Raw genomic sequence first — 21,111 nt, 5'->3', positions numbered from 1 at the left:
TGAGAAAAAATAGAGAGAAATAATAAGTAAGGAGTATGAAGATGAAAATATGTATATTTGGAGCGACTGGAAGAGTTGGGTCGCAGTTAATGAAACTAGCATTACAAGATTCACATGATGTCACAGTGTTAGTTCGGAATCAAAATAGCCTCGTGATGAAACAGAATAATCTACATATAGTAGAAGGGGATGTATTGCAGGAGAACGATGTGAAGAAGGCGTTAAAGGGTGCTGATATTGTGTTAAGTGCTCTTGGGACCGATGGAAATGGAACGCTATCGCATAGCATACCTAGTATTATGAAATATATGGATGAAGAGGGAATAAACAGGATTATCACGATAGGAACAGCAGGTATTTTACAAGCTCGAACAAATCCAAAGATATATCGATTTCAATCGGAAGAATCCAAAAGAAAAACCACGACAGCTGCAGAAGATCATTTGGCTGCTTTTGTAGCTTTAAAAAATAGTAAATTATGTTGGACAATTGTTTGTCCTACCCATTTAATTGATGGCGAAGAAACAGGTGAGTACCGAGCAGAGGCAAATATGTTACCGCTGGACGGATCAAAAATTACGGTAGGAGATACGGCTCATTTTACGTGGTCTCTAGTAAATGAAGAAGTTTATGTCAATAGCCGCGTAGGTATTGCGTATTAAAAAACCATCCCTAAAAAGGGATGGTTAAAAAAGAATGTAACATCCAAAAATGATAATCATGATAATTTGTAAAATCGCTTTTGCCACTGTGCTGCTTAAAAAACCAACAACCGTAGCAATCCCGACCATAAATGCTTCTTTTGGTGTTTTCTTATGCATTATTTCTGTCACGAAAACTGATAGAAATGGAATGATAATGAGACCAAATGGTGGGAAGAAAAAGGAACCGACAATAATAGAAATCATTCCTACACGTTCGCTCCATTTGGTACTTCCATATTTTTTTAAGAAGTATCCATTTGCAATAAAATCAGCAATGAAAATAATGACGGTAAAAATGATTTGAAGAATCCAAAAGCTTGTTGTTAGCTCCCCATCATTTATACCAAAATGATAAATGAGGTATCCAGCCCACAGGCCAAGTATGCCAGGGATGATTGGATAGATAAACGCAATAAATGATACGATAAAACAAGCAATTATACAAAGTGTTAATAGAACAGTCACTTTATATCTCCTTTTTACTATCTAGTTTATGTACAGCAACTTTCTTAATTTGATGCCCGTCAAGCTCTAACGCTTTAAATTGAAAACCAGCATATTCAATTGAATAGCCAACTTCAATGTTTAAATCAACGGCTTGGGAGAGAAGCCAGCCACCAATTGTATCTAAATCACTATCATCAATATGTAAACCAAACATATCGTTTACTTCTGAAATAAGTACTTTTCCATCCAAAACAGTGAGTTTTGGTGTGCGTTTTTCAATCATTGGTGATTCATCTGCATCGAATTCATCTTGAATTTCACCAATAATTTCTTCAATAATGTCTTCCATTGTCAATAGTCCAGCAGTTCCGCCATATTCATCCATGACAATCGCCATTTGAACACGATTTTTTTGGAGATGAATTAATGTTTTACGGATGGGCACCGTTTCAAATACGGTTAGGACTGGGTGGATATACGCTTCTAAAGGTTTGTGAATTCCTTTCGTTTGATCATGAAAAATTTCTTTTGTATTTAGCATACCGATAATATCATCTTTATCTTTTTCAATAATTGGGTAACGTGTATATTTTTCAGATGCCACGATATCCATATTTTCTTCTAATGTATTCTCGGTAGATAAACAAACCATTTCTGTACGAGGTACCATAATTTCTTTGGCAACACGATCATCAAACTCAAAAATATTGTTTACATATTTATATTCGGTTTGATTAATTTCACCACTTTTAAAGCTTTCACCTAAAATCAGTCGTAATTCTTCCTCTGAGTGAGCAAGTTCATTTTCTTTTGCTGGTTCTAAACCAAATAGCTTTGTGAAGAATAAAGCTGTCCTATTTAATAACCAAATGAATGGATACATGATTTTATCAAACCATATAAGCGGTTTGGCAAACCGTAATGCGATTGTTTCAGCTTTTTGAATCGCAAAAGATTTCGGAACGAGTTCACCTAATACAACATGGAAAAAAGTAATAACACTAAAAGCGATAATAAAGGAAAGTGTGTTAGCCATTGCACCAGTAATATTTATTCTTTCAAATAATGGGTGCAGTAAATGTTCAACAGTTGGTTCACCAAGCCAACCAAGACCTAAAGAAGTGATTGTAATACCAAGCTGACATGCTGATAAATATACATCTAAGTTAGACACAACGCTTCTAGCAGCTAAGGCTTGCTTATTCCCTTCATTGGCAAGCTGATCAATTCGACTTTTTCGTACTTTTACAACCGCAAATTCTGAGGCAACGAAAAAGCCTGAAATGAGAATAAGTAAGAAAATGAGAAAAATATTTAATATGTCCAAGTGTGTTCTTTACTCCAAAATGGGAATAAAGATGTCACCTCCTGCATGTATGTTATACTTTTATAATAAATCGAAATGAAAATAATAGTCAAAGGAAATGAGTAAATATTGGAATGTTTTTCTAATCATTCATGAATTCGTTGGTATTTTACCCTGAATGAAAGGGGAATAACCTTCCATTTAAAAAAGAGAGGGATAGCTTAACGTTACATTATTTAATCGTTGTTTTGGAAATGATATAAGTTTGATGATTGGATTGGTTCGTCGTCCATATAGATTGAAGAAGGGAAAGAATGATGTATGGGATATAAATGAGTAACAGTCCAATTGTAACAATAGTTGGTGAACTTCCTCCAAATTGAATAATAAATTGTAGTAATCCTTTTGTGTGAAAAATACACTCCATATAAAAGAATGACAAAATAATAGAACTAAAAACAGATCTATTATTTGAGAAAATCGCCATGAATAACGTATTAATAAGAAAGGATGAATGATGTCTATTATACTCTTCGATAGTATTTAAAAATGGGATCCATTTTTTTATTGCCTGCATAACAATAATCATTGAAGTACTACAGATGATAATAAAGGAAGAAAAGAATGGAATTGTTATGTACCGTGCAATGTATAGAGAAATTAAAACAATAGCACATTGCAATAAGGCAGTACTGAATGAGTATGGAATCCAACGTAATATGAAAGTGTACTTTCTTAACCATTTTGGTGCCTGTAAGAACAAACGTCCAATTGCTAGGCTAATAAAAAAACCAATTGTGAGTGCGAGTGTAAAGCGAACAATTGATAAAAAGTATACTTCCCACATATAAGGGAATAAAAGCGTAGACTGTCCGGGTACATGTAGCACTGTAGTTGAATTCATAATAGGTTGTGATGAAAAAAAAATAGGTTCATGCGTCCAGTCAATCACCGGGATAGAAATGTTCGGGAAATGAGAGAAGTTATGAAAAATCCCAACTAAACCTTTCAAATAAGAAGACTCATGCGTTAATAATACAGCAGGAATAGGACTTACGATAAGAATGATGAGTAACCCTGTCAAAAAGCGATATGCGGAAGAACGAAATAATGAAGACATACTAGATCACCTACTCTTTGAAAATTCAGAAAATTCTTATTCTTATTCTTATTTTAGCGTTTTTTTGAATAGGTTACAATATCTTTTTCTTTACATATAGGTATAACGTGCATGAAGAAGTAATTCTTTCATTTCATTTACAGTTAGCAAATAGGTACAGAATGATAGTTTATCACGTACTAACAGCTAGAATTTCGGTCGTTTTGTCTTCTTGGACGTCTCTGGATAAAGGAACTTTGAACGAGTTGCTATTGCTTTCCTAAGCGCATAACGGCTTGATTGATGAGGGGTGAGAATCAGTGGGAATGAGGAAAACCTTACTGATGAACGTTTAACTTTATCATTTTAACCAAGAAGCCCCCTCGTCTAAAGTGAAGGTGGGGGTAGTTCAATGCATTTCTTAAAAAGAGAATCATTCATGAACAAATAGTGACAAGAAAACAGAAAATTTTCAGAAAAGTAAAATAAAAATATTTATTTTTTTCTGAAAATATAATATAGTTATGGCACAGAAAGTATTTTGACATAAGGAGGCTTTTTATGAGGATAAAAGGGAACTACGTGCCAAAAAGAGAGGTTTTATTTTGTTCAGTAACAGTTACAATAGGTGAAGCTTTGGAGCACTTAAACAAAACTGGTTATCGTTGTGTTCCAGTTTTAGATGAGAAAAAAGAGAACTTTCTAGGAAATGTATATAAAGTAGATATTTTAGAATATAAAGGTTCTTTAGATGATAACGTAGTACAGTTATTAAACGATAAAGATGGATATGTAAGAGAAGATTCTTCTTTCTTTAAAATATTTTTTACTATTAAAAAATTACCATATTTATCGGTAGTTGATGAAAAAGGAGTATTTTTAGGGATTTTAACTCATAAAAAAGTATTTGAATTATTAGAAGATGCGTGGGGCGTTCACTCTAGCGTATATTCTGTTATGGTTGGAACGCAGGATTATAATGGAGCTATTCAAAAGTTATCCACTGTTTTGAAAAAATATAGTGGTATTCAAAGTCTCATGACATTTGATAATAATGCGTTATTAGTGCGTAGAATTATGTTTACGTTGGGTGAAGAATTTAAAGTAGAAGAGTTAGATGTTTTATTACAAGATTTAGAAGATCACGGATTTCGTGTCGTATACGTAGAAGAAATGAATAATCCGCGTGAAGTGGAAACAATAGAGTAGAAGGTGAAAGGTCATCTGTATGATTAGATGGCCTTTTGTTGTATATGTTAGAAAAAATTTAGACGAAATGTAAAATGAGTGTGTTGTATTTGTTTAGCTTGCTATTCGTGTGGGCGACCACAAAAGAAATTGCTTGTAAAAACCTGATTGGTGAGAGCAAATATTAAATGCTCTGCGGGGATGAAAAACTCCTTCGCTAATTAAGATTTCACATTGTAAAATATTTTTCTAAAAGAATAATAGATGAAAAAGATATGCATACTATTTAGTTTTTCGGAAAATTTCATATAAAAAATATGTTTCTATTTTTCAACTAAATATGTTACTATATGTGAGACAAAAGCAAAGAGGTCGGACCTGTTAATTCTGTAGTTTAACACTCTAATGATTTGAATATTCAAAAAAATCAAAATTAATAGAATGGATTAAGGCAAAAGGGAAAAGGGGAAATTATGAGGAAAGACATTGCTTTTTAAGGGGCATATAATCAACATGGATAGAGAGGAGGATGCATAGCATATTGTGAAAGAGATAGAAACAATAGAGACATGCTATGCAACAGAGAGATGAAGGGACGATTAAGGCCAGGAGATACGATAGCGATTGGTTTAATGTTATTTGCATTATTTTTAGGAGCAGGAAATTTAATTTTCCCGCCAGTATTAGGCCAACAGGCAGGAGAAAATGTTTGGATTGCCACACTTGGATTCCTTGTGACAGGAGTCGGACTTCCCCTATTAGCGGTAACTGCGGTGGCTTTTGTAGAGGGGGACTTGAAAGCGCTATCTTCTAGAGTGCACCCTATATTTGCCTTTATTTTTCCACTGATTAGTTATTTAGCAATTGGACCATTTTTTGCGATTCCACGTACAGGAGCGGTTTCTTTTGAAATGGGGATGAAACCATTTTTAACAGAAGCGTTAGTGTCAGAATGGTATATGTTATTTCTCTACACAGCAGTTTTCTTCGGTATTACATGGTACTTATCATTAAACCCGTCCAAATTAATTGATTGGTTTGGAAAGTTTCTTACTCCGTTATTGGTATTAATTGTTGCTGTAATTGTTGGGAAAGCAATTATTGATCCAATTGGGGCGCCAGCTGCACCTTTAGAAGCATATAAAGAGAACGCATTTTTTGGTGGATTTATTCAAGGATACTTAACAATGGATGCCATTAGTGCACTTGTCTTTGGCATCGTTGTTGTACAAGTTATTCGTTCAAAAGGGATAAAAGAGAGTGGACAAATTGCAAAAACAACAATTGTATCCGGGATTATTGCTGTATTAGGTTTAACACTAATTTATTTATCACTTGCTTATCTTGGTTCGACAAGTACATCACTTGGCGTTTCTGATAATGGAGGTCTGATTTTAACGAAAGTTGTTAATGAGTTATATGGAACGAGTGGCAAAATATTATTGGCCCTTGTTATTACACTTGCTTGTTTAACAACTTCAGTTGGACTTACATCAGCATGCGCTGGGTTCTTTACAAATTTATTCCCAAAATTATCACATAAAATGATTGTAACATTGGTATGTGTGTTTAGTTTAGTTGTATCAAACTTAGGGTTAACACAGCTGATCGCTGTAACATTACCAGTATTGATGATCATTTATCCTGTTGCGATTGTACTAATTGTACTGTCTTATTTTCATAAATGGATTGGACAGCGAAATACAATATATATCGGTGCAATTTTGGGTGCGTTAGTAATTAGTATATTTAACGGCTTAGAAAGTGTAAATATTAAGTTCGATGCAATAACAAATGTCCTGCAAATGCTTCCTTTATATAAAGAAGGCATTGGATGGTTACTACCATCGTGTATTGGTGGGGTTATCGGTTACTTTTTATATAAACCAAATGAATCAAGTGAGTTACAAAAGAAAGGTGCTTAGGCATCTTTCTTTTTTTAGAGGGATTTGATTGGTTTTGTCTAAATGTTAGGTGGAAGGAGTGATAAAATGGCTAATTTTGAAGATTTTTTACAGTTAGATTTACGGGTTGGAACGATAAAAAAAGCAGAAGAGTTCACAGAAGCGCGCGTACCTGCGATTAAACTAGAAATTGACTTTGGTGAACTTGGTATAAAGCAATCAAGTGCTCAAATTACAAAGAGGTATATACCAGAAGAGCTAATCGGAAAGCAGGTTGTAGCTATCGTGAATTTTCCGCCCAAGCGCGTTGCAGGCTATAAATCAGAAGTACTTGTGCTAGGTGGAGTGCCGGAACAAGGAGATGTAATCTTACTGCAGCCAGATTTAGAAGTCCCTAATGGAACACCAATTAGTTAATAGGGGAGTGGATTTAGAATGGATGTGGGAAAGGCCTATTTAGAATGTACAATTTTAAACTTTAAGGCAATGCAAAAGCAAGGAGAACATGTATTTTCACAGTTATCATATGAACAAATAAGCTGGGCACCTCATGAAGAAGCAAACAGTATTGCCGTTATAGTCAAACATTTACACGGAAATATGCGCTCAAGGTGGACGGATTTTTTAACGACGGATGGTGAAAAGTTAGATCGAAATCGTGATGGTGAATTTGAGGATGGTTACACTTCAAAAGCGGAGTTACTAGTAGCATGGAAGGTAGGTTGGGAGTATGTTTTTCAAGCGCTGCAATCATTAACTCCGAAAGATCTTTTAAAGACTGTGCATATTCGGGGTGAAGCACATAGTGTTATGCAAGCAATTGAAAGGCAGATTGCTCATTATGCATCACATATCGGACAGATTATTTATGTTGGAAAATTGCTGAAAGAAAAAGAGTGGAAGTGTTTAAGTATTCCGAAAGGACAGTCTACCCGCTATCAGCGAAAGTGACGTTCAATATAATAGTAAGAAATGAAGCGGCATAAAGCAGGTGTTAAAAAGAAGTTCCAAATAACTGATGGCTCGCTTATAGTTAAAATAATTCCTACAGTGAGAGTATACCAAATGAAATATACGCCAAATAGCGTATTAATAGGAATAAAACTAGAAAAGAAAAATTGTTGGTTAAAACAAGTGTGGTGGAATAAATAGATGCGTATGTAAAATATTGTGGTAACAAGATCTTGCTTTCTGGCAATTGATTTTTTGCATTTATGACATATAAAAGTAGGTTTCATTTCTACACTCCATTAAAAGATAAGTATTATGTCCTTCTTAAGCTTGTTATGAGTTTATCCCGCATTAACGGGCAGTAAGACCCCCACCTCAAGATTCAGAGAGAAACGAGGAAGATAGGCGGGGGATCAACTGCCCGTAAAAGCNNGAAAAAACCCCCACTGATTAAAGTTTCACTTTATAAATAAGGAGATATAAAGAGTATACTCCTACATAAGCTCCAGTGATGAGAAATAGCGGATTCAACAAAATACCGTGAATGGTTGTCATAAATACTAAGTTATGTAGTACAACATCATATACGTGAAAAGCAATTATTGTACCAAGTATATATAATGAAAGGTATGCGCAAATATCTAAGAAAACACGGACTTTAGGATGTGCGGCAAATAATAAAAAAATACACGATAAAACAATAGGAATTATACCTATAATTAGCTTCAATTCATTTCACCTCTATGACAATATAGCCGAAATTTAGGCGGTCTATTCTCTATAGCTTGTACATAAGTTGAAACAGAGAGGGTGATGTTATGAATCGAGGCTTTTTTTATGTGAAACTAACAAGTGTACGTAAGCTTATTTTAGCTGTTGTCCTTATGATGTTAGCAACCTTTTTTCTTATTAGTATGATGGTGACTTCATTGAAAGAAACAAAGTCAGCATATTTATATAATTGGTTGAATGAGTTATCAATGAATGGGTATATGTATGTGATTGGAAAAGAAAATCATTATTTTACACAAGAATATCGAAATTTAAACCAAGACTTTTCCATTTCATCTTTTCTTTTTTCAACAGCGACAAATATTCGATTTGATGATGTACGTAGTTTCGTTGGGAAAGAACTTCCTGGGTTTGGGAAGTATGATGCAGAAATCATTATTGCCGGTGAAGGAACCGATTATTCCAATTTGCCGATAGAATCGAGTGTTCCACTTGAGGAAGTAGTGAAAGAACGAACAGGAGAAACAGGGCAAGTTCCGAAACCGGATACGAATAAAGAGAAGAAACAACCCGCTCAAACAACAGGAAAAAGACAAGTAGCCTTTATTTATCATACGCATAGCTGGGAGTCTTATTTGCCGTTATTAAATTTGACAAATAATCCAAATCCGAATAAAGCGACGAGTTCTGTTACGAATATTTCTATTTTTGGAGATAGATTCCGCGAACAATTGGAAAATGAAGGTATAGGAGCAGTTCTTGATAAAACAGATGTTGGGAAGCGGTTGATTAGTCGAGGGTTAAATGATACGAGTTCTTACAAAATGTCTCGGGAAATTGTACAGGAGGCGATGGCGGGTAATCAAGAATTACAATACTTTTTTGATTTGCACCGAGATAGTGCCCGTAAAGGCGTCACGACAAAAGAAATTGGAGATAAATCGTATGCAAAGCTTGCTTTTGTCATTGGAAAAGGAAATAAAAATTATGAAAAAAACTTACAATTAGCAACTGCACTACATGAAGCGATAAATAAAAAATATCCAGGTGTAAGTCGAGGTGTGATACAAAAGGGATTTCAAACGGGAAATGGTATTTATAATCAAGACTTGTCAGGACAGGCGATTTTAATTGAAGTAGGAGGTGTAGATAATACCTCTGAAGAATTAAATCGTTCCATTGATGCACTGGCAAAAGCATTTAGTGAATATTTTTGGCAAGCAGAAAAGGTGAATGGATGAACGTAAGCGAGGTGCTTACGTTTTTTTGTTCAAAAAGAAAATAGGAACCAAGCTCTTTTTATAAAAGAATTTCATCTTCATTATACTAATATCGAAATTTTTCTATTTCTCCTATGAAAAATAGAAAGGTATTTCATAAAAAATAGCGAAATCTTCTTTATAGATAAGACTTTTTCACATTATAAAATCGACAGGGTGATAGAGATGATACGAGAAATTCAAGTAGAGGACGCAGCAGCATTTTTACAGTTAGGAAAACAATTAGATGAAGAAACGACTTTTATGCTATTAGAACCAGGAGAACGTGGTTCGACAGTGGAGCAACAAAAAAATATGATTAAACGCTTTATAGAAAATCATAATTCTACAATATTGGTATCAGTAGAAGAGGGACAGTTAGTTGGATTTATTTTAGCTAATGGTGGTAATGCGCAAAGAAATAAGCATACAGCAGCGATTGTAATTGGAATTTTACAAGAATATAGTGGAAAAGGAATTGGGACAACACTGTTTAAAGAGATAGAAAGATGGGCAAGATTACATGATGTATGGCGTTTAGAACTAACAGTGATGGCCCATAATACAAGAGCTCAAGCACTATATAAAAAAGTAGGATTTGAACAAGAAGGTATCAAAAAAGCTTCTCTTATTGTTGGTGGAAAGCTCATCGATGAGTATTATATGGCCAAATTATTAAAATAAGAGGTCGTTGTATGAAAAAAAGATGGAAACTAATGGTTTTCGTAGTAGTTGCAATTATTATTGGAGTGGCAGGCATTAATTATAAAATGTATAAAGATAAACAGGCACAAGAAGTGAATAGTAGCGTTTTATTTCCAAAAGTGCAAGAAACGATTGCTAAAATAGAAGGAGATCTTGCGGTTGTGAATAACCCGGATTCTGTACTTGTACTTGTAAATAAAAGTAGAAGGCTACCAGATCGTTATAAGCCACAAGATTTAGTTATTCCAAAAGTGCGTTATTCGAGTGAAGGTGACCAAGAAAAAAAGAAGATGAGACAAGAAGCAGCACAGGCACTTGAAAACATGTTCAAGCAAGGGGATCAAGAGCGGATTTTTCTCTTTGCAGTCTCTGGATTCAGGTCTTTTGATCGGCAAAAAGCACTCAATACAATGTATAAGATTCAAGATGGAGAAGCAAAAACAGCGATGTCGAGTGCGATTCCAGGAACGAGTGAACATCAAACGGGACTTGCGATGGATATTACATCACAATCTGCTAAGTTTCAATTAGAGTCTGTTTTTGGAGATACAAAGGAAGGGAAATGGCTTGCTGAAAATGCACATAAGTTTGGCTTTGTCATTCGGTATACAAAAGAGAAGGAAGCGATTACGGGTTATAGATACGAACCATGGCACGTTCGTTATGTAGGGAATCCACAAGCTACGTATTTATATGAAAATCAACTCACCTTAGAAGAGGCAATGAAATAATAAATTAAGGGGAGATGGACCAGATGACGATGTTATATAAGAAAAAGGTATATGCATACATTACAAGGGAGAAAGAAGGCGTTATGCAATTGCTTGTTTTTACACATCGTGATATGCCAGAAGCAGGTATACAGGTTCCGGGTGGTACAGTTGATGAAGGGGAAAAATTAGAAGAAGCAGTACTGCGTGAAGTGTTAGAAGAGTCGGGTTTACGTCATTTATGCCTGGAACGCTTCATTGGTGATTATATCGTTCATGTAAAAGAAAAACAGGAATATCAAAAACGTCACTTTTTTCATATGTCTTTATTAACAGATGTTAAGGAAACATGGGAACATATCGTAAGTGCAGGAGAGGAAGATGAGGGTCTAACATTTTGTTATGAATGGGTTGATATAACAAAATGTCCAGTATTAGCAGGAAATCAAGGTGAGTTTGTACATTTACTAGAAGAGATGTATGTGAAATGAAAAAGCTTGTTCATACAATAAAAAGCGTTTTAGACGGATTTCGTTCGTCTAAAACGTTTTTTTATTTTCCTTGAATGTGTAATCAAAGAGAAACATCCTTGCCTTGCTGCTTTGTATGTTTTAACAAAATAAAAGATAAACAAGCAGAGCATAAAATGAGAAAAGCAACAATAATATATATAGTACGGACACCAAAAATATCGGTAATAATACCGACGCTTAGCATAGAAAGTCCGGAAACAGCCGAAGTAAGTGTGCCGTGAGCTGTATATATTTTTGATAATAGAGGTGGTGGCACGCTTGATTGTAAGACGGTTGTTTGAGAAATATCTCTAATTTGATAAGCAGGTCCCATTAGAAGGCAAAGAAGCAGTGCAATAAACCCGTTGGTTGTTATGCCATATAAGAAAGTGAGCGCACTGAATAGAAGTGATCCTAAAGCCATTGAGCGTATTAAGTTATTTTGAATATACGTACTTATTCGCCATGCTAATAATCCCCCAATTAATGTTCCAATATAATAGCTTGTATTAATATAGCCCCACCATTCTTCTCCTTTATGAAGAGCGGTTGTTACATACGCCATCGTAATGCTTCCAATCCAAATCGTTCCAGCAAATGTTTCGATTAAATCCATATATGTAACTGTACGGAGAGATGGATGTTGGAATAATAGTTTCCAACTCTCTATTAAAGTAGCAGATTTAGAAGCTGACTTTTCTGTTGTTTGTTCAACTTGTATAGTGCGCAATGAAATGTATAATGCAATACATCCCAAAATCATTAATATGTTGTTGATCATAAGTGTAGAAGTAGCGCCAATAAAAAGGACAACTACACTTGTGAACGAATAAGCAGCTGCCTGAACAATTTGTGTTGAAAAGGAAAAGACACTATTAACTTTTACTAATTTTTCTTGTGAGGTGAGGCGTGGAATAACAGCGTATAATAAAGGAGAGCTCCAGCCTCCGCATAATGAAATAAAAATAATAAAAATAAGAAGAGCAGTGATGTTAGATGATAATAAAGGGAATAGCACGGTTAAAAAAATCAAAAGGAAAGTCTTAATCTCTTGTAATGTAAAAAGTAAGAAATAAGATCGGAAACGGTTCAGTATAAGTGGCGCAGATATACTAGCAATAAGGCTTGCGATAACTCCGAATAATGGAAAAAGGGCAGTGGTGGTAGCTGATTTTGTTGTCATATAGATATGAGTAGTAACAATCATCACATAAACAACATCAGCGAGAGTGATGCACATTTTAGAAACCCAATAAAAGAATAATGATTGCCGAGGCAATATGGATACCTCCTTTTTATAAATAATTGTTTTTTTATATTTATCTTAATCTGTGAAATGTTTTTTTGAAAGAATTTTATTTTTTGTAACTTTTATACAGGAATTTTCATGTATAATAAAGAATATATTAATATACTATTTTATTAATACTCATTGTAACAGTGAATATGTACAGTAGCTTCCATTGAAACGTCCCATTCTAATTAGGAGGACGTGATAAACAACTCTTTTTTTCATATACATATAGAAAATAAAAAAGAAAGTGAGGGTTGCATATGGCTGGATGGGTAATTTGGTTTATTATAGCTGGTATTTTATTTATTGCAGAAATGTTATCGATTACCTTTTACATGTTATGGCTTGGAATTGGAGCGGTTGTCGGAGGTCTAATTGCACTATTTGCCCCAGAAGCGCTATTCCTACAAGTTGTTGTAGGTGCAATTGTAAGTTTAACATTGACTTTCTTTACGAAACGAATCTCTAAAAATTTCCGAGAGGCAAAAGGGTTTACTGATACTGTTGATAAACTAGCTGGTAAAAAGGGAATTATCATGCAAGCGATTACAAGCGAAGAGAATGGAATTGTGAAAGTGGATGGAGATACTTGGACTGCTGTTTCAGATGTTCCCATTTCTACTGGGGAAAGAGTCATTGTTATAAAGAGGAGCAGTACTGTTTTACATGTGAAAAAGGAGAGTGAATAAAAATGGTAGCATTAACATTAACGATTATTTTTGCGTTAATCGTCATCGTATTTATCGCTTTAACAATTAAAATTATGCCCCAACAAAGGGTAGGTGTGGTGGAAAGGTTCGGTAAATTCCAACGTATTATGCAGCCAGGATTAAATATAATAATCCCAATTGTTGATCGTATACGTGTATACCATGATTTACGTATTCAACAAACAAATGTGCCACCACAAAAGGTAATTACGAAAGATAATGTGCAAGTAGAAATCGATACAATTATTTTCTATCAAGTTGTTGAACCAGAACTTGCGACATATGGTATTTCTAATTATGAATATGGTGTTCGTAATATTACATCTGCAACAATGCGTCAAATTATAGGTAAGATGGAACTAGATGAAACATTATCAGGCCGTGAAAAAATTTCAACAGAAATTCGTTTAGCTCTTGACGAAGCGACAGAAAAGTGGGGCGTTCGTATTGAACGTGTTGAAGTAGTTGATATTAATCCGCCAAAAGATGTGCAAGCGTCTATGGAAAAACAAATGAAAGCAGAGCGTAATAAGCGTGCGATTATTCTAGAAGCAGAAGCTGCAAAACAAGATAAAGTCCTTCGAGCTGAAGGGGAAAAACAAAGTAAAATATTAATGGCTGAAGGGGATAAAGAAGCACGTATTCGCGAAGCAGAAGGTATAAGAGAAGCAAAAGAACTAGAAGCACAAGGGGAAGCAAGAGCAATTGAAACGATTGCGAAAGCAGAACAAAATCGTATTGAATTAATACGTGCGGCGGATTTAGATGAACGAGTTCTTGCTTATAAATCTTTCGAATCATTAGCTGAGGTTGCAAAAGGACCGGCGAATAAAGTCTTCATTCCATCAAATGCAATTGAAACACTTGGTACACTTGGTGCAATTGGGGAAATTTTCAAAGAAAAACAAGCGAAGAAATTGCCTTCTTCTGATACACCGAAAGAACAATAGCAACGAGAAAGAGAAATGGGCAGCCATTTCTCTTTTTTATTTAGGAGGGGATTGAGCGAACAAAATTTTGAAAGTTTTGAAAATCTGCGGGGCTGTAGCATTTATATTGATTTGGTGCTGGGTGATGAAAGATATTGTTTTCCATACATACTTAAATTATTCTGTTTGGTTGCATTGGCTGTATATCGTTTGTTTTTCTATAAGTGCTATTAACGCACATCGATCAAATAAAAGGGTATTTGCGTTACTACTCTTTTTAGCGGTTATATTAAATGCAACAAGTCTAGTAAAAATGTATATTATATAAAGCTTGTACATACCCATGTATAAAGAGGGTGATACATTGAAAAAGTATGCAACTCGTATACATGGAAAGAAATTTTTATTTTTAATTTTATCATATGTATTTGTAGTGATAGTAGCAGCGTCTATCGTGACTTCACTTTTACATACAATGAAATCTTATTATGCAAGTCAGTGGTTTGGGAAAGTTTCGATGCAAGGATTTGTGCAAATATTTGAAAGTGAAAATCGTTATTTTGCATCAGAGTATTTTAAAACTAATAAACGAGAATCAGTTGGGAATGTATTGTTTTCTGTTGCAACGGATCTTAAAATACAAGATTTAAGGACGTTTGTTGGGAAAGAAGTACCCGGGATGTCAAAATACTATTCTCATATTATTGTAGCTGGAGAAGGAACGAACTATACAAATATTCCGAATGAATCTAGTGTACCGATTGAAGAAGTGACAAAAGAACGAGAAATAGCTAAGGATAAAATTACAGAAGCAGATAAAAAGAATCCTGTACAAAAACATAAAAGTGATACAAAAGGTGAAAAAGCCGTATATATTTATCACACGCATAGCTGGGAATCCTTTTATCCACTGTTACCAGGGGCGAAAAATCCATCAAGCCCTGATGTCAATGTTTCGCTTTTAGGGGAACGTTTAAAAGAACAATTGGAAGGACAGGGAATACCGGTTCTTCATGATAAAACAAACATGGGAGATTTACTAGCGAATAAGAATTGGAAATGGTATCAAGCATATAGAGCTTCTCATGGATATGTGAAAGAAGCGTTGGCGAAAAATGATAACATTATGTTTCCAATTGATATTCACAGGGATGATCAGCGAAAGAATGTTACGACAAAAGTAATGAATGGGAAATCTTATGCGAGACTGTATTTTGTTATTGGGATGGAAAACAAAGGACGTTCCCATAATGAAAAGATTGCAAGAGCGATAAATTCGTACTTAGATGAAAATTATTACGGATTAAGTAGAGGGATTTTCCCAAAATATAAAAAGGATGGAAATGGGGTTTATAATCAAGATTTATCTCAAAACGCCATGCTTATTGAAGTGGGCGGCATTGATAATACGTTGGAAGAGCTGTATAACACAATTGATGTTTTGACAGAGGCATTTAGTAAATATTATTGGGATGCAGAGAAAGTGAATGAATGATGTAAGAGAGGGACAGAAAACTGTTCCTTTTTTATATGTCCCTTAAAATTTTTACTGGAATTTCATAATGTGAAATAAGGCAGTCGTTTCGAGTAGAGATTGTTTTATAATAATTAATAATTCTGTCAATTGAAAAGAGTGACTAGAATTTCTAAACTTATTTGTATCATAAACTTCAAAATGTATATATTGGAGGGGTAAAAATGGCGATTCGAACAGGGGCTCAGTATATTGAAGGGTTAAAGGCGAGAAATCCTGAAATTTGGATTGGTGGAAGAAGAGTAACAGATGTTGTAAATGAAGATGTTTTTCGAGAACCGATTTTACAAATTGCTAAATTGTATGATATGCAACACGATCCAGAGTATCAGGACAAAATTACCCATATATGTGAAGAGACAGGAGAACGGATTTCCAATGCATTTTTAGTACCAAGAAATTATGAGGATTTAAAAGCGCGTCGGGAATTATTTGAGGTATGGGCAAAAGCGACGTTTGGTTTAATGGGAAGAACGCCAGACTTTTTAAATGTTACAGTCACTTCAATGGCAAGTAACTCTTGGTTTTTTGAAAAATTCGATCCTGAATGGGGAAAAAATATAAAAAATTATTATAAACATATACGTGATCAAGATTTGTTTTTAACACATGCGATTATCAATCCACAAAATGATCGAAGTAAAGCCTCACATCAGCAAGAAGATGCAACGATGCACTTAGGTGTGGTGAAAGAAACGGAGGAAGGAATGTATGTAAGCGGCGCGAAAATGCTAGCAACACTTGCCCCAATTACAGATGAAGTAATCATTTATTCCTATCCAAGTTTTAAACCAGGTGATGAGCGTCATGCGATTTCTTTTGCAGTTCCAATTGATGCTCCAGGATTAAGAATTCTTTGTCGCGAGCCAATGCAAGATGGCAAACGTTCTTTGTTCGATCATCCACTAGCTTCAAGGTTTGAAGAAATGGATGCATTACTTGTTTTTCATAATGTATTCATCCCTTGGGATAAAGTATTCATTTATCAAAGTGTAGAAGCTGGAAATCAACTGTATCCGAAAACTGGAATTGGACATCAGCCTGCGCACCAATCGGGAGTAAGAGGCCTAGTGAAACTTTCTTTTGCAGCGGAAGTAGCTATAAAGCTAGCAGATTCAATTGGAGTAGATGGTTTCTTAAACGTACAAAACCAGTTAGCGGAACTTATGCAAGATGTAGAAACAATTCGTGCTCTCTTACAAGTAGCAGAATATGAGCATGAAACGAATGCATATGGTGAAGCTATTCCTGCGAGATTACCGCTTGATACAATACGTAGTTTATTACCAAAAATGTACCCACGAGCTATTGAAATTATTCAAACCATTGGTGCTGGTGGACTGTTGATGTCACCAACAGGTGCTGATTTTATGAACCCAGAGATTCAAGATGATATGCATAAATATTATATTGGGCGTGAAGGGGTATCTTCTGAGGAACGTGTGCGCTTATTTAAACTCGCTTGGGATTTATGTGGTGAAGCCTTTGGACAACGTTTATTACAATATGAGCGTTATTATTCTGGTGATCCAGTTCGCAAAATGGGGATGTTTTATAACGCGTATAAAAAGCAGCAATCTCTTTCTCTTGTGAATAATGCTTTGCAAACAAATTCGTCTGAAAGTGCATTAAGTTAAACTCAAAAATGTTCACGCTTACATTTTTGAGTGGAAAAGGAAGGAGCTACAAATAGATAACAAGAATTTTACTGTTAGGATGTAAATCTTCTTATATGTTTAGCTATATATGAACCTGAAAATATGTAACTGGAATAGGGGAGGTAAATTATTTTGATCGCTTCTATCAGTAAAATTTGTAAAATTCTAAATTGTTTCACGAGCGGTGAACCAGTATTAGGAAACTCTGAAATTGCAGCGAAATTAAATATGAATCCGAGTACAGTTCACCATCTTGTTCGTACATTATGTGAAGAAGGAATGCTTATTCAAGATGAGCAAAGAAAATATCGATTGGGTTGGAAATTGTTAGAGTGGGGCAATCAAGTGATGTTCCAACAAGAGATTTATAGTGGGGCAATTCCCATTGTAGAGGAACTCGTGAAGAAATTTAATGGAACAGTGCATATTGGTATGTTTGACCGAGGAGATGTTGTATTTATTTTGAAAGTTTCATCAAAGGATTCAGTTCAAATTTCAACTCATGTTGGATCTAGAAAGCCTGCATATTGTACAAGTACGGGGAAAGTACTTCTTTCATTTAACCCTTCTTCTTTAGAGTACACTTCAGAGCATGCGCTTTTGCCTAGGGCGCCAAATACAATTACCTGTATGAAGAAATTTCAAGAAGAGTTACAGACAATTCGCAAGCAAGGTTATTCCGTAAGTGATAACGAAAATGAGCATGGATTATATGGTATTGCAGCTCCTATTCGTTCTTATACGGGGAGAACGATTGCGGCTCTTAATATTGTTGGTCCGAAAACGTATATGCAAGGAAGCAATCGCCAAGTGATGATTCGAAGTGTGATGCATACTGCGAATTTGATTTCAAAGGAATTTGGTTATTTAGATATTTGACACCGATTAAAAAAGAGAGGTGAAAATCATTTATATACATGATAACTATGTACCGAAATTAATAAAATCGATTGTTTCCATTGGAGCTTTTGATGGTGTTCATAAAGGACATCAAACTGTTATTAGAAACGCGGTGGAGAAATCTCAAGAATTGAAAATTACAAATGTCGTGTATACATTTGATCCACCACCACGTACTTATTTTCAGGGAGATGAAGTATTAACATCAATTGATGAGAAATTAAATCGATTTCAAGACCTTGGTGTTGAACGTGTAGTTGTGAATCGTTTTGATGAATCGTATGTAACGAGAACGGCTAGTCACTTTATTCAAGAGTTACAAAGGTTATGTCCAGCTGGAATTTATGTAGGAGAAGACTTTCGATTTGGAAAAAATCGCGAGGGTGATATAGAGCTACTGATGAAATATTTTGCAGTTTCTATCGTTGAAGAGATTTGTTGTGAAGGTGGGGAACGAATTTCTTCAACGAGGATCCGAAATCATTTATTTCAAGGAGAATTACAAAGGTCTCATTCTTTATTAGGATGGCCTATTAAAACAATATAAATGAATTATAAGGAGGAAAAAGCATGTCAAAAACATTACAATCTTTTAATTTACTAAAATGGATTGATGAAAATAAAGAGCTATTAAAACCACCGGTGAATAACAAGGTGATTTGGCAAGATTCAGAGTTTATTGCCATGATTTTAGGGGGACCAAATAGAAGACGTGATTTCCATGTGGATCCTTCAGATGAATTCTTTTATCAAATAAAAGGTGAATGCTATGTGGAGTGTATTACGGAAGAAGGGAAACGTGAAGTCGTTACAGTGAAAGAAGGTGACGTGTTTATGTTGCCGGCTATGGTTCCACACTCACCACATCGCGTCGCAGACACGTTTGGATTAGTAATTGAAAGAAAACGTAATCAAGGAGAACTTGAGGATTTTGTTTGGTTCTGCGACGAATGTAACCATGAAATGCATCGCGTACGAGTTCAATTAAGCGATATTGAAAAACAAGTAAAAGAAGCAATTCATAGCTTTAATTCAAATAAGGAAATTCGAGCGTGTAAAAACTGTGGCCATATTATGCCAGAAGAAGTGGAGGAATGGAAGTGCGAATAGATTTTCATACACATATTATTCCTGAAACATTTCCAGATTTTGAAGAGAAGTTTGGTGGTGACCGGTGGCCGATATTAAATCGTACTTGTACATGTGGTGCTGCCATTATGGTTGGAGGGAAAAACTTTCGCGATGTGACAGACCAAGTATGGTGTCCGGAGAAAAGAATTGAAGATATGAACCGCGAAGGTGTTGATATACAAGTATTATCGCCGATCCCTGTTACATTTTCTTATTGGGCAAAACCAGCAGAAGCTGAAGCGATGGCACGTATTCAAAACGATTTTATTGCGGAAACAGTCTCGGCATATCCAGATCGTTTTGTTGGATTAGGGACAGTGCCGATGCAAGATGGAGAAACTGCAGTTCGTGAGATGGAGCGATGCATAAAGGAATTAAAGTTACATGGAATCGAAATTGGAACGAATATAAATGGGAAAAATTTAGATGATCCTTCATTTATTGAATTTTTCCGAATGGCTGAAAAATGGCAGGTTCCAATTTTTATTCACCCATGGGAAACGTTAGGACGAGATAGAATGCCGCATCATAATTTCATGTATACCGTTGGGATGCCAAGTGAAACGGCTCTTGCAGCAGCTACACTTATCTGGAGCGGCATGATGGAAAAGTTTCCTGGATTAAAGATTTGTTTTGCTCATGGTGGCGGTTCTTTTCCATATATTTTGCCGCGATTAGATCAAGGATGGCAAGTATGGCCGCATCTAAGATTAACTACATATCCTCCTAGCCATTACGCAAAGAAATTTTATTTTGATTCTTTAAACTATGATCCTATCAATCTTAAATACATGATTGAACGATTTGGGCATGAAAAGATTTTTATGGGATCGGATTATCCATTTTTACTACGAGAAATTCATCCAGGTAAAGTAATTGACGAGACGCTTGCGTTATCGGAGGAACAAAAGGAAGCGATGCTTGGTGGAAATGCAGCGAGCTTCTTAAATATTGATATGAAAAAAAGAGGTGTAGTATATGCAGAAAGTACAAACACCAGAGAGTAAATTAAATGAAATGGGACTCACGTTACCAGCTATCCGTCCAGCGGTGGGGAATTATGTTGGATGTGTAAGAGTTGGGAATTTATTGTTTACTGCTGGACAAGGTGTTGATGAGTACCACGGGAAATTAGGTAAGGATGTATCAATAGAAGATGGATATAAGGCGGCAAGACAGTCGATGTTGAACTTATTAAGTGTCGTAAAGAATGAATTAGGTGATTTAAGTAAGGTGAAACGAGTTGTAAAGTTACTTGGTTTTGTAAACAGTACGGAAGATTTTATTGATCAACCAAAGGTGATAAACGGGGCATCTGATTTATTAGTAGATGTTTTTGGAGAAAAGGGGAAACATGCTCGTTCCGCTGTTGGAATGGCTCAATTGCCGAATAACACAACAATTGAAATCGAGATGGTTTTAGAAATTGAAGAGTAGG

General features: G+C 35.3%; 23 protein-coding genes. 18 read left to right on the top strand and 5 right to left on the bottom strand.

The annotated features are described in order from the left end of the window. Positions 1 to 41 precede the first annotated feature (41 nt). On the top strand, positions 42 to 662 hold the full coding sequence (locus tag CN373_RS03220; RefSeq protein ID WP_000686558.1) for an NAD(P)-dependent oxidoreductase: 621 nt from the start codon (positions 42 to 44) through the stop codon (positions 660 to 662). 24 nt (positions 663 to 686) lie between these two features. Here CN373_RS03220 and CN373_RS03215 read toward each other — a convergent pair whose 3' ends face one another. The 3 genes from CN373_RS03215 to CN373_RS03205 all read right to left on the bottom strand — a co-directional run bounded on the left by CN373_RS03215 (position 687) and on the right by CN373_RS03205 (position 3,577). Further along, positions 687 to 1,169 carry a DUF456 domain-containing protein gene (locus tag CN373_RS03215; protein WP_098358824.1) on the bottom strand — a complete coding sequence of 161 codons (483 nt, stop codon included), beginning with the start codon at positions 1,167 to 1,169 and terminating at the stop codon, positions 687 to 689. 1 nt (position 1,170) lies between these two features. After that, the gene (locus CN373_RS03210) at positions 1,171 to 2,478 is read right to left on the bottom strand and encodes a hemolysin family protein (RefSeq protein ID WP_000353725.1); all 1,308 of its coding nucleotides are present in this window, start codon (positions 2,476 to 2,478) and stop codon (positions 1,171 to 1,173) included. A 211-nt stretch (positions 2,479 to 2,689) separates the two neighbouring features. Continuing rightward, on the bottom strand, positions 2,690 to 3,577 hold the full coding sequence (locus CN373_RS03205; protein WP_098358823.1) for a hypothetical protein: 888 nt from the start codon (positions 3,575 to 3,577) through the stop codon (positions 2,690 to 2,692). A 540-nt stretch (positions 3,578 to 4,117) separates the two neighbouring features. On the opposite strand from CN373_RS03205, the gene cbpA reads away from it, so the two are divergent. The 4 genes from cbpA (at position 4,118) to CN373_RS03185 (ending at position 7,599) form a co-directional block, all read left to right on the top strand. Beyond that, positions 4,118 to 4,765, top strand: coding sequence for a cyclic di-AMP binding protein CbpA (gene cbpA, locus CN373_RS03200; protein WP_001220518.1), 648 nt, complete (start codon positions 4,118 to 4,120; stop codon positions 4,763 to 4,765). 566 nt (positions 4,766 to 5,331) lie between these two features. Then, positions 5,332 to 6,669 carry a branched-chain amino acid transport system II carrier protein BrnQ4 gene (gene brnQ4, locus CN373_RS03195; RefSeq protein WP_000678503.1) on the top strand — a complete coding sequence of 446 codons (1,338 nt, stop codon included), beginning with the start codon at positions 5,332 to 5,334 and terminating at the stop codon, positions 6,667 to 6,669. Between the two features lie 66 nt (positions 6,670 to 6,735). Continuing rightward, complete coding sequence (csaA, locus tag CN373_RS03190; protein ID WP_001263025.1) at positions 6,736 to 7,065, top strand: chaperone CsaA; 330 nt, start codon at positions 6,736 to 6,738, stop codon at positions 7,063 to 7,065. Positions 7,066 to 7,083: 18 nt separating this feature from the next. Then, positions 7,084 to 7,599: a DUF1572 domain-containing protein gene (locus CN373_RS03185; protein ID WP_000382452.1), complete on the top strand. Its 516-nt coding sequence runs from the start codon at positions 7,084 to 7,086 to the stop codon at positions 7,597 to 7,599. Between the two features lie 450 nt (positions 7,600 to 8,049). Here the strand turns inward: CN373_RS03185 and CN373_RS03175 are convergent, their stop codons facing one another. Next, entirely contained in the window at positions 8,050 to 8,328 is a 279-nt protein-coding gene (locus CN373_RS03175; RefSeq protein WP_000766830.1) for a hypothetical protein, read from the bottom strand. Positions 8,329 to 8,417: 89 nt separating this feature from the next. Here CN373_RS03175 and spoIIP (CN373_RS03170) point away from each other — a divergent pair, with 89 nt between their 5' ends. The 4 genes from spoIIP (CN373_RS03170) to CN373_RS03155 all read left to right on the top strand — a co-directional run bounded on the left by spoIIP (CN373_RS03170) (position 8,418) and on the right by CN373_RS03155 (position 11,496). Next, on the top strand, positions 8,418 to 9,572 hold the full coding sequence (spoIIP, locus tag CN373_RS03170; RefSeq protein ID WP_001079310.1) for a stage II sporulation protein P: 1,155 nt from the start codon (positions 8,418 to 8,420) through the stop codon (positions 9,570 to 9,572). Positions 9,573 to 9,776: 204 nt separating this feature from the next. After that, on the top strand, positions 9,777 to 10,274 hold the full coding sequence (locus CN373_RS03165) for a GNAT family N-acetyltransferase (protein WP_000617603.1): 498 nt from the start codon (positions 9,777 to 9,779) through the stop codon (positions 10,272 to 10,274). 11 nt (positions 10,275 to 10,285) lie between these two features. Beyond that, positions 10,286 to 11,026 carry a M15 family metallopeptidase gene (locus tag CN373_RS03160; protein WP_000747699.1) on the top strand — a complete coding sequence of 247 codons (741 nt, stop codon included), beginning with the start codon at positions 10,286 to 10,288 and terminating at the stop codon, positions 11,024 to 11,026. 23 nt (positions 11,027 to 11,049) lie between these two features. After that, complete coding sequence (locus CN373_RS03155) at positions 11,050 to 11,496, top strand: NUDIX hydrolase (RefSeq protein ID WP_000178295.1); 447 nt, start codon at positions 11,050 to 11,052, stop codon at positions 11,494 to 11,496. A gap of 82 nt (positions 11,497 to 11,578) precedes the next feature. Here the strand turns inward: CN373_RS03155 and CN373_RS03150 are convergent, their stop codons facing one another. Beyond that, positions 11,579 to 12,796, bottom strand: a complete 1,218-nt coding sequence (locus tag CN373_RS03150) for an MFS transporter (RefSeq protein ID WP_098358822.1) — start codon at positions 12,794 to 12,796, stop codon at positions 11,579 to 11,581. Between the two features lie 275 nt (positions 12,797 to 13,071). Between CN373_RS03150 and CN373_RS03145 the strand changes: the two genes are divergently transcribed. The 9 genes from CN373_RS03145 (at position 13,072) to CN373_RS03105 (ending at position 21,110) form a co-directional block, all read left to right on the top strand. Then, on the top strand, positions 13,072 to 13,500 hold the full coding sequence (locus CN373_RS03145; RefSeq protein WP_000929500.1) for an NfeD family protein: 429 nt from the start codon (positions 13,072 to 13,074) through the stop codon (positions 13,498 to 13,500). Positions 13,501 to 13,502: 2 nt separating this feature from the next. Then, positions 13,503 to 14,471 (top strand): SPFH domain-containing protein, encoded by a 969-nt coding sequence (locus tag CN373_RS03140; RefSeq protein WP_000226246.1) that lies wholly within the window; start codon positions 13,503 to 13,505, stop codon positions 14,469 to 14,471. A 322-nt stretch (positions 14,472 to 14,793) separates the two neighbouring features. Beyond that, positions 14,794 to 15,945: a stage II sporulation protein P gene (gene spoIIP / locus CN373_RS03135; protein WP_111901861.1), complete on the top strand. Its 1,152-nt coding sequence runs from the start codon at positions 14,794 to 14,796 to the stop codon at positions 15,943 to 15,945. A 203-nt stretch (positions 15,946 to 16,148) separates the two neighbouring features. Next, positions 16,149 to 17,621: a 4-hydroxyphenylacetate 3-hydroxylase family protein gene (locus CN373_RS03130; RefSeq protein WP_001007857.1), complete on the top strand. Its 1,473-nt coding sequence runs from the start codon at positions 16,149 to 16,151 to the stop codon at positions 17,619 to 17,621. A 153-nt stretch (positions 17,622 to 17,774) separates the two neighbouring features. Next, a complete protein-coding gene (locus tag CN373_RS03125) occupies positions 17,775 to 18,521 on the top strand; it encodes an IclR family transcriptional regulator (RefSeq protein WP_000561979.1) in 747 nt (248 codons plus the stop codon). A 19-nt stretch (positions 18,522 to 18,540) separates the two neighbouring features. Beyond that, positions 18,541 to 19,089 carry an FAD synthetase family protein gene (locus CN373_RS03120; protein ID WP_000692525.1) on the top strand — a complete coding sequence of 183 codons (549 nt, stop codon included), beginning with the start codon at positions 18,541 to 18,543 and terminating at the stop codon, positions 19,087 to 19,089. 23 nt (positions 19,090 to 19,112) lie between these two features. Continuing rightward, the gene (gene nbaC, locus CN373_RS03115) at positions 19,113 to 19,652 is read left to right on the top strand and encodes a 3-hydroxyanthranilate 3,4-dioxygenase (RefSeq protein ID WP_000047730.1); all 540 of its coding nucleotides are present in this window, start codon (positions 19,113 to 19,115) and stop codon (positions 19,650 to 19,652) included. Then, entirely contained in the window at positions 19,637 to 20,680 is a 1,044-nt protein-coding gene (locus CN373_RS03110) for an amidohydrolase family protein (RefSeq protein WP_098358820.1), read from the top strand. Before nbaC ends, CN373_RS03110 begins: the two co-directional genes overlap by 16 nt. Next, positions 20,652 to 21,110, top strand: a complete 459-nt coding sequence (locus tag CN373_RS03105) for a RidA family protein (RefSeq protein WP_001174604.1) — start codon at positions 20,652 to 20,654, stop codon at positions 21,108 to 21,110. Before CN373_RS03110 ends, CN373_RS03105 begins: the two co-directional genes overlap by 29 nt. The last annotated feature ends 1 nt before the right edge of the window (position 21,111 follow it).

Source organism: Bacillus cereus (genome assembly GCF_002561295.1).
Classification (GTDB): domain Bacteria; phylum Bacillota; class Bacilli; order Bacillales; family Bacillaceae_G; genus Bacillus_A; species Bacillus_A cereus_S.
Note: the sequence above shows the minus strand (reverse complement) of the source record. Positions and strands in the feature narration are given on the sequence as shown.